General features: G+C 67.1%; 9 protein-coding genes. 5 read left to right on the top strand and 4 right to left on the bottom strand.

Features of this window, described 5'->3' with window-relative positions; translation table 11 throughout:
• Window positions 1–471: 471 nt before the first annotated feature.
• From ACZK0Z_RS01785 to ACZK0Z_RS01770, 4 genes are read right to left on the bottom strand one after another with little or no spacing between them, the layout of a single operon-like run.
• On the bottom strand, window positions 472–1,074 hold the full coding sequence (locus tag ACZK0Z_RS01785) for a response regulator transcription factor (protein WP_025878350.1): 603 nt from the start codon (window positions 1,072–1,074) through the stop codon (window positions 472–474).
• Window positions 1,071–2,294, bottom strand: a complete 1,224-nt coding sequence (locus tag ACZK0Z_RS01780; protein ID WP_197632537.1) for a histidine kinase — start codon at window positions 2,292–2,294, stop codon at window positions 1,071–1,073. The genes ACZK0Z_RS01785 and ACZK0Z_RS01780 overlap by 4 nt, the downstream gene beginning before the upstream one ends.
• A gap of 6 nt (window positions 2,295–2,300) precedes the next feature.
• Window positions 2,301–3,083 carry an ABC transporter permease gene (locus tag ACZK0Z_RS01775; protein WP_197632536.1) on the bottom strand — a complete coding sequence of 261 codons (783 nt, stop codon included), beginning with the start codon at window positions 3,081–3,083 and terminating at the stop codon, window positions 2,301–2,303.
• Window positions 3,080–3,976, bottom strand: coding sequence for an ABC transporter ATP-binding protein (locus ACZK0Z_RS01770; RefSeq protein ID WP_100443745.1), 897 nt, complete (start codon window positions 3,974–3,976; stop codon window positions 3,080–3,082). The genes ACZK0Z_RS01775 and ACZK0Z_RS01770 overlap by 4 nt, the downstream gene beginning before the upstream one ends.
• A gap of 202 nt (window positions 3,977–4,178) precedes the next feature.
• Here ACZK0Z_RS01770 and ACZK0Z_RS01765 point away from each other — a divergent pair, with 202 nt between their 5' ends.
• The 5 genes from ACZK0Z_RS01765 to ACZK0Z_RS01745 all read left to right on the top strand — a co-directional run bounded on the left by ACZK0Z_RS01765 (window position 4,179) and on the right by ACZK0Z_RS01745 (window position 11,956).
• The gene (locus tag ACZK0Z_RS01765; RefSeq protein WP_049431503.1) at window positions 4,179–5,426 is read left to right on the top strand and encodes an efflux RND transporter periplasmic adaptor subunit; all 1,248 of its coding nucleotides are present in this window, start codon (window positions 4,179–4,181) and stop codon (window positions 5,424–5,426) included.
• Window positions 5,427–5,528: 102 nt separating this feature from the next.
• Entirely contained in the window at window positions 5,529–6,218 is a 690-nt protein-coding gene (locus ACZK0Z_RS01760; protein ID WP_197632535.1) for an ABC transporter ATP-binding protein, read from the top strand.
• Between the two features lie 14 nt (window positions 6,219–6,232).
• A complete protein-coding gene (locus ACZK0Z_RS01755; protein ID WP_005407727.1) occupies window positions 6,233–7,390 on the top strand; it encodes an ABC transporter permease in 1,158 nt (385 codons plus the stop codon).
• A 12-nt stretch (window positions 7,391–7,402) separates the two neighbouring features.
• Window positions 7,403–8,719, top strand: coding sequence for an ABC transporter permease (locus ACZK0Z_RS01750; protein ID WP_197632534.1), 1,317 nt, complete (start codon window positions 7,403–7,405; stop codon window positions 8,717–8,719).
• A gap of 411 nt (window positions 8,720–9,130) precedes the next feature.
• A complete protein-coding gene (locus ACZK0Z_RS01745) occupies window positions 9,131–11,956 on the top strand; it encodes a TonB-dependent receptor domain-containing protein (protein WP_197632533.1) in 2,826 nt (941 codons plus the stop codon).
• Window positions 11,957–12,022 lie beyond the last annotated feature (66 nt).

Raw genomic sequence — 12,022 nt, 5'->3', positions numbered from 1 at the left:
AGAAACGCTCCGCCGGCCGCGAGCCGACGTGCTTCGCACGCCGGTGCCCTGCGCTCCTCGATCCGTCGAGGGACGGCGCGGGAACTCGCTGCGCTCAGACACCCGCGCCTCTTCGCCCTCGCCGGACCTGCGGTGCTCGGCTCGCTCAAGGCGGACTTGAAGGTCAAGATCAATGGCAACAGCATCCACGCATGGCGTGGACCTACGGGGTGCAACATCGGCTTTTGACGTTGGGTCCGCCTTTTAGCGAGCCGAGCATCGCAGGGGAATCAGGGGCGAAGAGGCGCGGGTGTCTGAGCGCAGCGAGTTCGGCGCCGTCCCCTGATTCACCGAGAAGCGCAGGGCACCGGCGCGCAGCGCCGGCTCGCGATCTGGCGGCGTGTTTCTTTGGTTACTTTCTTTGCACGAGCAAAGAAAGTGACACCCCTCCGCGGTCACGGAAACGACATCACCAGGAAAAGCAGTACTCCCCTACAACCACCCCTTCTGCCGCGCCAGCCGGTACGCCTCGATCCGGTTGGCCACGCCAAGCTTGCCGATGCACTCGGACAGGTAATTGCGTACCGTGCCGTGCGACAGCCCCAGCTGTTCGGCAATCTCACTGGCGGTACGGCCCTCACCTGCCAGCCGCAGGACGCGGCGCTCGCGGTCGGTCAGCGGATCGGCCTGCGACCACGCATCCAGCGCCAGCTGCGGATCGATCGCGCGGATGCCCTGCTTTACCTTGCGCAGGGCCTCAGCCAGGTTCTCCGCCGGCGCATCCTTCAACAGGTAGCCCAGCACGCCCGCTTCCAGCGCGCGGCGCAGGAAACCGGCGCGGGCGAAGGTGGTCACGATCACCACCTTGATCGGCAACTCATGGCGGGCGATGCGCTGCGCCAGCTCCAGCCCCGACAGGCCCGGCATCTCGATGTCGGTCACCAGGATGTCCGGCTGCAGCTGCTGCAGCATGCGCCAGGCGGCCTCGCCGTCGGCAGCACTGCCCAGCACCTCGATGTCCGGCTCCAGGCCCAGCAGCGCGGACAACGCACCCCGCACCATCGCCTGGTCTTCAGCCAGCAGGATGCGGATCATGCGGCACCGCCCGCTGCCAGCGTCGGCGGCGCGCCCGGCGGCAGCGGTGTGGTGGCCGCGCCCACAGGCACGCGCACGGTCAGCACCGTGCCCTCGCCCTTCGCAGACTGCACCTGCAACTGCCCGCCCAGCGCCGCCACCCGCTCACGCATCCCGCACAGGCCATTGCCTTCGGCCTGCACACCGCCGCGGCCATCGTCGCGGATCTGCATCGCCAACATCCTTCCTTCCAGCATGAAATCCACCCGCGCCTGCGTTGCCTGCGCATGCCGGGCGATGTTGGTGGCCGCTTCGCGCAGTACCAGCGCCAGGCCACGTTCGACGTCCACCGGCATTGCCGGTGGCGACGCATAGTGCAGGTGCACCTGCTGGCATTCCAGCAGCAGGCGTGCCGAGGCCAGTTCGCCCGCCAGGTCGCTGGCACGGATGCCGGTGACCGCACTGCGCACCTGCGCCAGTGCCTCACGCGCGATGTCCTCGGCCTCGCCGATCTCCTGCCGCGCACGTGCATCGCCACGGTCGTGCAGCTTGCGCGCCAGCTCCAGCTTCAAGGTGATCAGCGACAGGGTGTGGCCCAACAGGTCGTGCAGGTCACGGCCGATGCGCTCACGCTCGGCGGTGGTCGCCAGCCGCCGCACCTCCTCCTGCGACAGCTGCAGCGCGGCATCCTTTTCCTTGTTCACGGCCTCCACGTTCACCACCATGCCGATGATGAACGACACCGCCGGCACCCAGACCAGGCTCTGCCATGGATAGTGCGCCAGATGGGCCACCAGGTAGAAGGCCGCATTGAGCACGGCCAGCTGCAGCAGATAGCGCCACCAGCTGCCACGCCCGCAGACCCGCAGCATCACGCAGCCGAAGATGAAGTAGCTGATGCCCGACGGGTACCAGGGCACCAGCACGATCGCCAGTGCGGTCATCGCCAATGCGTAACGTGGCGCATGGTGGCGGGGAGACAACAGCAGGCGCGCGTACAGCAGCAGGAACAGCGGATAGCTGGCCAGGGTGAAGCCCAGCCAGCGCAGCGTGTAGCCCCCGGAGAACAGCGGCGTCATGAACACCCACACCGTCCACAGCAGGTGGATGGCATCGGCCCAGGCCGGTTTGCCGCGGCGCAGGTTGTCGGCCACTGCCGAGTCCGGTGCGGGGCGCAGCAGGGAAGCAAGCCAGCTCGACGACACGGGGTGATCCAGGCGGGGACGATCGCTGCCGATCATGCCAGTTCAGCCGATCCGGCGCAGGCGGCGACGCGCCAGCAGCAACGCCACAAGGGTGACCGCCAGCAGCACCAGCAGATGGCCGGAGACGCTGCCCACCGACGGCAGCCCCACCACCGGCAACGCCAGCTGGGCCAGGTGCCAGGTCGGCCACAGCGGGGCCATCGTCGAAAACACCTTCGGCAGCGCCGACAGCGGCAGCCACAGGCCGGACAGCAGCGCCAGCGGCAGGTAGACCAGGTTGACCATCGCCGGCGCCGCACTGGCGCTGACATGGCTTCCGATCAGCAGGCCGATCGCCCCCAGCGGCAGCGCGGCCAGCCCCGCCACCGCCATCAGCTGCAGCATCTGCACCGCCTGAAGCTGCACGCCACCCATCGCGCGCGCCACGCCGATCAACAGAGCGGCCACCAGCAGCGCGAACATCACGGCCATCGCAAGTCGCGCCAGCAACGGTGCCGCCGCCGGCATCGGCAGCGCGCGCTTGAGGGTCAGCAGGCCGCCTTCACGGTCCAGCGCCAGCTGCACGCCGAAGCCGAACAGGGCCGGCGCCATCGCACCGAACACGCAGTAGGTGGCCAGCAGGTACAGCGATGCATGGCCGCGGCCCAACAACACGCCGAACAACAGGTAGAACAGCACCGGGAACAGCAGCGAGGGTACGGCGAAGGCGGGTGTACGCCAGGCGCGGCGCAGCTCGGCCTGCAGTTCGGCACGGTACGGGCGCAGCGCGCGCCGCCAGGTCGATACCGGACGCGCAGCGGCGGCAGTCGGATTCAGGGTATTCATGCGGCCTCCCGGGTCAGGTCGAGGAAGGCATCGGCCAGCGCCGCGCCCTGTACTTCCAGTTCACGCAGCTGCGCATCGGCGGCCAGCAGGCGAGCCACCACCGGCTCGGCCGGGCTCGCCAGCAGCTGCAGATGCTCGCCGTCGCGCTGCACCTGCTGCACGCCCGGCCAGTACTGCACCTCTTCAGCGGACAGCACGCTGCGGCAGCGGATGCGACGCGGCCGCTCGGCCAGGCGCAGTTCGGCCAGCGGCGCGTCGGCCAACACCCGGCCCTGTTCCAGCACCACCACCTGCTGCGCCAATGCCTCGGCCTCCTCCAGGTAGTGGGTGGTCAGCAGCACGCCGCAGCCTTCGGCCACCAGCTGCCGGATGGCCTGCCACATGGTCTGCCGCGCCTGGATGTCCAGCCCGGTGGTGGGCTCGTCCAGGAACAGTACGCGCGGGCGCCCACACAGTGCGTTGGCGAACTGCACGGCGCGCTGCTGGCCACCGGACAGCTGGCCGTAGCGGCGGCCCGCCAGCGCCTGCAGTCCGGCGCGCTGCAGTACCTCCTGCAACGGCATCGGGTCGGGGTAGCAGGCACTGGCCTGGGCCACCAGCTCGTCCACCTGCAGCATCGGCGGCAGGTTCGTGCTCTGCAGCATCACGCCCAGGCCGAGGCGGCTGGCACGCTGCTGCGGGTCGCCACCGAGCAGCTCGACCTGGCCGGCGTCGGCGCGGCGCAGGCCCAACAGCACGCTGATCGCGGTACTCTTGCCGGCACCGTTGCGGCCCAGCAATGCCAGCACCTGGCCAGCGCGGACCTGCAGGTCGATGCCATGCAGGGCGGTATGGTCGCGATAGCGCACCTGCACCTGCTGCAGGCGGGCCAGCGACGGGGCGATCGGATCCATGGGCGGTACCGGTAGCGGGGACGTTGCCATCCTGTGCCGCCGTGGTCACATTTCGCAGTTGCCGCCGTCAGTGTCATCGGATGACAGCTGTCACTGCCGTCATCGCTGTGCCTGCCTTCATGCTGTGCCGCACGCTCCACCGCCGGAACCGCCGCCGTCCGCTCTTCCGGCCACACCCGCCCGAACGTCTGTGATGGAACGAATGAACGCTTCTGCCGAGCTGTTGAAGGAACTCCGTATCGACCGCAAGTCGCCACAGCCGCCCTCCGGTGGCAATGGCGGCGGTCGGCGCTGGCTGTGGATCACGATTGTCGTGATTGCCGTGCTGCTGGCCGCCGGCGCCTTCGCGCTGTTCGGCCGCACCCCGGCCGTTGAGGTGGAAACCGCACCCGCGGTAGCCATCCAGCAGGGCAGCGCCAGCAGTTCGGTGCTTGACGCCAGTGGCTACGTGGTCGCCCGGCGCATGGCCACGGTATCGGCCAAGATCACCGGCAAGGTGCGCGAGGTGATGATCGAGGAAGGCATGCGGGTCGAAGCCGGCCAGGTGATGGCCACCCTGGACCCGATCGATGCCGATGCGCAGCGCAGCCTGTATGCCTCGCAGCTGCAGGCCGCACGCAGCCAGGTGGCCGGGCTGGAAGCACAGCAGAAGCAGGCCGCCGCCGAAGCCAGCCGCCTGCAGGCGCTGGTCGGCCAGCAGCTGGTGTCGCGCTCGCAGTACGACCAGGCCGTGGCCCAGCGCGACAGCCTGCGCGCACAGCTGGACACTGCGCAGCGCAACGTCAAGGTGGCACACGACCAGCTGGCCATCGCCGACCTGGGCGTGGACAACAACGTAGTGCGCGCGCCGTTCTCCGGCGTGGTCACCGCCAAGGCGGCGCAGCCGGGCGAGATCGTCTCGCCGCTGTCGGCCGGCGGTGGCTTCACCCGTACCGGCATCGGCACCATCGTCGACATGGATTCGCTGGAGATCGAAGTCGAGGTCGGCGAGGCCTTCATCGGCCGCGTGCAGCCGAAGATGCCGGTGGAAGCCACGCTCAATGCCTACCCGGAGTGGAAGATCCCGGGCGAGGTGATCGCCATCATCCCCACCGCCGACCGCGGCAAGGCCACGGTGAAGGTGCGCGTGGCGCTGAAGGTGAAAGACCCGCGCATCGTGCCGGAGATGGGCGTGCGGGTCAGCTTCCTCGAACAGGCGCAGCCGCAGGCGGCGACCAAGCCGCAGGGCGTGCGCGTGCCGGGCGGCGCGGTGGTCCAGCGCGACGGCACGTCGGTGGCCTTCGTGCTGGGTGACGAGAGCCGCGTGCAGCAGCGCACGGTCGAAGCAGGCCAGGCGATGGGCAAGGACCGCCAGATCCTCAAGGGCGTGAGCGCAGGTGAATCGGTGGTGGTGAACCCGCCAGACACCCTGCGCGATGGCGCCAAGGTGCAACAGAAACAAGCGCAGTAACGGCCTGGCGCCCGTGGGCGCCGCCGGCAGCACCGCTCGACGCACGCCCCCGGCCACCGCCGGCGCGCGTCCCCGTTTCCCGCCTTCCGTGGAGAACCCCCCATGTCGACCCTGGTTTCACTGCGCAACATCACCAAGACCTACCAGCGTGGCCCCGAGAAAGTGCAGGTGCTGCACGGCATCGACCTGGACATCGCCAGCGGCGACTTCGTGGCGCTGATGGGTCCGTCTGGTTCCGGCAAGACCACCCTGCTCAACCTGATCGGCGGCCTGGACAACCCCAGTGGCGGCGAAATCAGCATCGAAGGCGAGCGCATCGACCAGATGAGCGGCGGCCAGCTGTCGACCTGGCGCAGCCACCACGTCGGCTTCGTGTTCCAGTTCTACAACCTGATGCCGATGCTGACCGCGCAGAAGAACGTGGAGCTGCCGCTGCTGCTGACCCACCTCAATGCGGCGCAGCGCCGCCGCAATGCGGAGATCGCCCTGACCCTGGTCGGCCTGGCCGACCGCCGCAGCCACCGCCCGAATGAACTGTCCGGCGGCCAGCAGCAGCGCGTGGCGATCGCCCGCGCGATCGTCTCCGACCCGACCTTCCTGATCTGCGACGAACCGACCGGCGACCTCGACCGCCAATCGGCCGAGGAGGTTCTCGGCCTGCTGCAGCAGCTCAACCGTGAGCACGGCAAGACCATCATCATGGTCACCCATGACCCGAAGGCCGCCGAGTACGCCACGCACACGGTGCACCTGGACAAGGGCGAGCTGGCCGACGCGCCGCTGGCCCACTGACGGAGGCCACCGCGATGAAATACTTCTCGTTGGTGTGGGCGCAGCTGTTCCGCAGCCGCACGCGCACCTTGTTGACCCTGCTGTCGGTGGTGGCCGCGTTCCTGTTGTTCGGCATGCTCGACTCGGTGCGCGTGGCGTTCTCGTCCGGCGGCAGCGTGGAAGGCGCCAACCGCCTGGTGGTGGCCTCGCGGCTATCGATCACCCAGTCGTTGCCGATCCGGCTGGAAACCCAGATCCGCCAGGTAGCCGGGGTGCGTGACGTGGCCTATGGCATGTGGTTTGGTGGCATCTACCAGGACCCGAAGAATTTCTTCCCGAACTTCTCGGTGTCGCCCAACTACTTCGATGTCTACCGCGAGCTGCAGATCGATCCGGCGCAGCTGGAAGACTGGAAACAGACCCGCACCGGCGCCATCGTCGGCGAATCGCTGGCCAAGCAGTTCGGCTGGAAGATCGGCGACACCATCCCGCTGCAGGCCACGATCTTCCCGCGTGGTGGCAGCAACGACTGGCCGCTGGAACTGAAGGGCATCTACCGTTCCAAGGACCGCGCGCTGGCCGCCAACGAAGAACGCCAGTTGATGATGAACTGGAAGTACTTCGATGAATCCAACGACTACATCAAGAACCAGGTGAGCTGGTACACGGTGACGCTGGACAATCCGGACCATTCCTCGCGGGTGGCGCAGGCGATCGATGCGATCTCGGCCAACTCCGACCACGAGACCAAGACCCAGACCGAATCAGCGTTCCAGCAGGCCTTCGTCAAGCAGTTCGCCGACATCGGCATGATCGTCACTTCGATCATGGGCGCGGTGTTCTTCACCTTGCTGCTGCTGACCGGCAACACCATGGCGCAGGCGGTGCGCGAGCGCGTGCCGGAGCTGGCCACGCTGAAGACGCTGGGCTTCAAGGACAGCACCGTGCTGACCCTGGTGATGGTGGAGTCGGTGCTGCTGATCGGCCTGGGTGGCCTGATCGGCATGGGCCTGGCCGCGCTGATCCTCCCAGCGATCGGGCCGAAGAGCATGGGCATGTTGCCGCCGCACGTACCGACGCCGACCTGGCTGATGGGGCTGGGCCTGATCGTGGTGATCGGCATCATCGTCGGCCTGTTGCCGGCGCTGCGTGCCAAGCGCCTGAAGATCGTCGACGCACTGGCCGGCCGCTGAGGAGACCTGCAGATGAACAAGTTCAAGAAGTGGGCCGGCAACGCGTTGACCGTGCTGCTGCTGGTGATCGGCCTGGTGCTGTGGATCAGCCTGCCGTGGGTTGGTGTACTGGCCGTCGCCGTGCTGGTGGCCCTGTGGCTGCTGCTGACCCGCGGCGGCCGGCTGGCACTGGCCGCCACCCGCATCGGCGTAGCCAGCCTGCCGCAGCGCTGGGGTGCCTCCTCGGTGATCGTGGTCGGCATTGCCGGCGTGGTCGGCGTGCTGGTGGCGATGCTGGCGATGGGCGAAGGCTTCCAGGCCACGCTCAACAACACCGGCGATGACACCACCGCCATCGTGCTGCGCGGTGGCTCGCAGGCCGAGACCAATTCGGTGATCACCCGCGAACAGGTTCCCACGCTGTCCACCCTGCCCGGCATCAGCCGCGATGGCGAAGGCCGGCCGCTGCTGTCGCCGGAGCTGTCGCAGGTGGTCAACCTGGTATCGAAGTCCGACGGCACCGACGTCAACGCGCAGTTCCGCGGCGTTGGTCCGCAGGCCTGGGCAGTACATGACAAGGTCAAGATCATCGAAGGCCGCAAGTTCGCCACCGGCCTGCGCGAGATCGTGGTCGGCCAGGGTGCCAAGGGCCAGTTCCGCGACATGGACGTGGGCAGGACGCTGACGCTGGGCAACCAGACCTGGACCGTGGTCGGCGTGTTCGCCACCGGCGATGCGCATGATTCGGAACTGTGGACCGACGCCGATACGCTGGCCACCACCTACCAGCGCAGCGCGTGGCAGTCGATCAGCGTGCGTACCGATGAAAAGGCCGGCTTCGAGCAGTTCAAGGCGGCGGTCGCCGCCGACCCGCGCCTGAAGCTGGACGTGGAAACCACCCGTGTCTACTACAGCAAGCAGGGCGGCGGGCTGACCAAGCTGATCGACATCCTCGGCAAGGTGATCGGCACGATCATGGCGGTGGGTGCGGTGTTCGGCGCACTCAACACCATGTATGCGGCTGTTGCCACGCGTGCGCGCGAGATCGCCACCATGCGCGCGATCGGCTTCCGTGGCCTGCCGGTTGTCACTGCGGTGATGCTGGAGACGATGCTGCTGGCGCTGCTGGGCGGCCTGCTGGGGTGCGCGGTGGCGTGGCTGCTGTTCAATGGCTACAGCGTGTCCACCATCGGCAGCAACTTCAGCGCGGTGGTGTTCAAGTTCCATGTTTCGCCGGAACTGCTGTGGACCGGCCTGAAATGGGCACTGGGCATCGGCCTGGTCGGTGGCCTGTTCCCGGCGCTGCGCGCGGCACGTTTGCCGATCACCACGGCGTTGCGCGAAACCTGAGCATTTCGCAGCGATACAACGCGCACGTTGCAGGGGGACGAAGCGGGAGCTTCGTCCCTTTTTCATTGGTGGGGTCAGATCCCTTCACTGCGCGAAGGGATCTGACCCCAATCTGGATCCAGTAGATCCACGCCATGCGTGGATGGAAGCGTGCGCACACGCGCGGCTACAGATATCCACAAATCTGCCGCTATCGATGCCTCTGCCCATCGCGCACGCAACGTGCGTGACGCCGCGCACATGGCATCTGTGGATTGTTGGTTGCGATTCATCTTCGCGCACATTCAGCGGCATGGCGACAAACAGTTACGAATGGAAACACTCTAGAATCCCGGCCCCCACGTTGGTTTGCAGCACCCCACGCGCCCATAGAACGGGCGCTTGTTTTTCCTGAAACACGAGATGTCACGGATGTCCCTGAAAACCAATCCGCTGCGCAACGCGATCGTCATCGCGCTGGCCGCCAGCTGCACCACCCCCGCCTTCGCACAGAGCGCCGGCGATACCCCGACCAACCTCGATCGCATCGAAATCACCGGCTCGCGCATCCGCCAGGCCAGTGTCGAGACCGCACAGCCGGTCGTCGCGCTCAGCCGCGCCGAGATCGAGAAGAAGGGCTACATCAACGTCGCCGACATCCTGCAGGACGTCACCGCCGCCGGTGCTCCGAGCCTGAGCCGCTCGTCGTCGCTGAGTTCTTCGCGCGACTTCGGCGGCACGTACGTCAGCCTGCGCAACCTCGGCCCGGAACGCAGCCTGGTGCTGATCGACGGCCGCCGCATGGGCGTCAGCGCAGGTGGCTACTCCGACCTGGCCTCGATCCCGTCGGCCATCGTCGAGCGCGTGGAAGTGCTGACTGACGGTGCTTCGGCACTGTACGGCTCGGACGCCATCGCCGGTGTGGTCAACATCATCACCCGCAAGAACTTCGATGGTGCCGAAGCCAGCGTCTACGTCGGCCAGTACGGCGAAGGCGACGGTCAGAAGCGCTCCTACAGTGCCACCTTCGGCAAGACCTTCGACCGCGGCTGGTTCAGCGTCGGTGCCGAGCGCACCAAGGAAGACGAAGTGATGGGCGGCGCGCGCGAGTTCAGCCGCTACGTCAACGGCCCGCGCCACCCGAACGATGGCCTGAACGGCACCACGCCGTGGGGCAGCGTCACCGTCGGCGGCAAGTCGCTGACCGTCGGCCCGGGCGGCGACCCGACCAGCGCCAGCAACTTCCATGCGCCGAACCCGGCCGATGGTGCCAACACCAAGACCAACATGAGCCTGCTGACCGGCCTGGAGCGCACTTCGGTGTTCGCCAACGGCGGCTTCTCGATCACCGATGACCTGCGCATCGTTGCCGATGCCATGTACAGCAAGCGCGAATCCACCAAGCACCTGGCCGGCTACCCGTACTCGGTCACCGCCACACAGGCGCGCAACGGCAGCCGCGCCGCTCTGTCCAAGGACAGCGCGTTCAACCTGTGGCAGCAGGACGTGCTGTTCTCGCACCGCACCGAAGAAATGCTGCGTGGCACCGAGAACACCCTGGAAACCAAGCGCGGCAGTCTGGGCCTGGAAGGCAGCTTCGAAACCGGCTCGCGCTACTGGGACTGGAACGTCAGCTACACCTACAACCGCAATGAAGGCGAGCGCGTTGGTACCGGCAGCATGTACCAGCCGAACGTCAACCTGGCCGTCGGCCCGTCCTTCATCGAGAACGGCGTGGCCTACTGCGGTACCCGCGACGCGGTGATCGCCGGCTGCGTGCCGTGGAACCCGGCCGCGCCGATGGGCTACACCGGCCCGGGCTCGCTGAGCAACCAGGACGTGCAGGACTACCTGTTCGCCCGCTACGTGGACAAGAGCCAGACCACCACCAAGGTGGCCAGCGCCAACATCTCCGGTTCACTGTTCTCGCTGCCGGCCGGCGACATCATGGCTGCGATGGGCTTCGAGCACCGCACCGAAGAAGCACGCTACACCCCGGACCTGATGGTGCAGAACGGCCAGATCGCCGGCACCACCGGCAAGCCGACCCAGGGCGACTACTCGCTCAACGAGGTCTACCTGGAAATGCAGGTGCCGCTGCTGGCCGACATGGCGTTCGCCCGCGAACTGTCGCTGGATGTCGCGGGTCGCTATTCGGACTACAACAACTTCGGTTCGACCACCAACAGCAAGTTCGGCGTGAAGTGGAAGCCGATCGACAGCCTGCTGGTGCGCGCCACCTATGGCACTGGCTTCCGTGCACCGACCGTGGACGACCTGTACGGCGGCACTGTCAGCACCCGTGATTCGTTCACCGATCCGTGCGATACCTCGTTCGGCACCGCTGCAAGCAGCGCCGCCGTGGCTGCCCGTTGCAAGGCCCTGAAGGTGCCGGCCAACTTCCGCCAGCTCAACAGCGACGGCACCGTGGCCAGCAAGCCGGGCCAGCAGGCCACCACCGATTTCAACTCCGGTTCCAACCCGAACCTGAAGCCGGAAACCGCCAAGACCTGGACTGTGGGCCTGGTCTACAGCCCCGACTTCGTGCAGGGCCTGGACGTCAGCCTGGACTGGTGGAAGATCCGCATCGACAACGCCATCGTTGGCGAGTCGGCCACCAACATCCTGGAACAGTGCTACGTGCAGGGCTCGGACGCCGCCTGCGGCCGCTTCACCCGTGGCAGCAACGGTCAGGTCAACGCGCTGGACCGTTCGCTGGTCAACGCCGGCTACCGCGAAACCGCCGGCTATGACATCAGCGCGCGCTACCGCCTGCCGGAAACCGCGTTCGGCAAGTTCGCCGTTACCTGGAACACCACCTACACCGACTACCTGGAGCAGCGCAATGACAACGCCGCCACCACGCCGGTGGAGCAGCTGACCAGCTGGGGCGGCAACTTCCGCGTGCGTTCGACCTTCAACCTGGACTGGCAGTACGGCAACCTGGGCATCGGCTGGACCGCGCGCTACTACTCCAGCATGAAGGAGAAGTGCTCCTACATGGACGAGTGCAACATGCCGGGCTTCAGCTCGGCCTACACCGATGCCTCGCCGACCAACCAGGTGGGTTCCAACACCTTCCACGACCTGCAGGTGCGTTATGCCCTGCCGTGGGACGGCACCGTGTCGCTGGGCGTGAACAACGTCTTCGACCACCAGGGTCCGATCATGTACAGCCAGCCGAACAGCAGCTTCACCTACTACGGTGGCTTCGACATCGGTCGTTTCATGTACATGAAGTACCAGCAGCGCTTCTAAGCCTGCAACCGCGTTCCCGCCACCGCCACCTCTCTCTCCTGGCGGTGGATGGAAGCAGAACGGCGC

The sequence above is a fragment of the Stenotrophomonas sp. 116085_Sma genome, assembly GCF_056479585.1.
The sequence above is the reverse complement of the archived record's forward strand: the minus strand, read 5'-3'. Positions and strand labels throughout refer to the sequence as shown.

Coding starts and splice junctions, on each gene's coding strand:
- ACZK0Z_RS01785 (WP_025878350.1), bottom strand. CDS start 1,074: ATGATCCGCATCCTGCTGGCTGAAGACCAGGCGATGGTGCGGGGTGCG.
- ACZK0Z_RS01780 (WP_197632537.1), bottom strand. CDS start 2,294: ATGATCGGCAGCGATCGTCCCCGCCTGGATCACCCCGTGTCGTCGAGC.
- ACZK0Z_RS01775 (WP_197632536.1), bottom strand. CDS start 3,083: ATGAATACCCTGAATCCGACTGCCGCCGCTGCGCGTCCGGTATCGACC.
- ACZK0Z_RS01770 (WP_100443745.1), bottom strand. CDS start 3,976: ATGGATCCGATCGCCCCGTCGCTGGCCCGCCTGCAGCAGGTGCAGGTG.
- ACZK0Z_RS01765 (WP_049431503.1), top strand. CDS start 4,179: ATGAACGCTTCTGCCGAGCTGTTGAAGGAACTCCGTATCGACCGCAAG.
- ACZK0Z_RS01760 (WP_197632535.1), top strand. CDS start 5,529: ATGTCGACCCTGGTTTCACTGCGCAACATCACCAAGACCTACCAGCGT.
- ACZK0Z_RS01755 (WP_005407727.1), top strand. CDS start 6,233: ATGAAATACTTCTCGTTGGTGTGGGCGCAGCTGTTCCGCAGCCGCACG.
- ACZK0Z_RS01750 (WP_197632534.1), top strand. CDS start 7,403: ATGAACAAGTTCAAGAAGTGGGCCGGCAACGCGTTGACCGTGCTGCTG.
- ACZK0Z_RS01745 (WP_197632533.1), top strand. CDS start 9,131: ATGTCCCTGAAAACCAATCCGCTGCGCAACGCGATCGTCATCGCGCTG.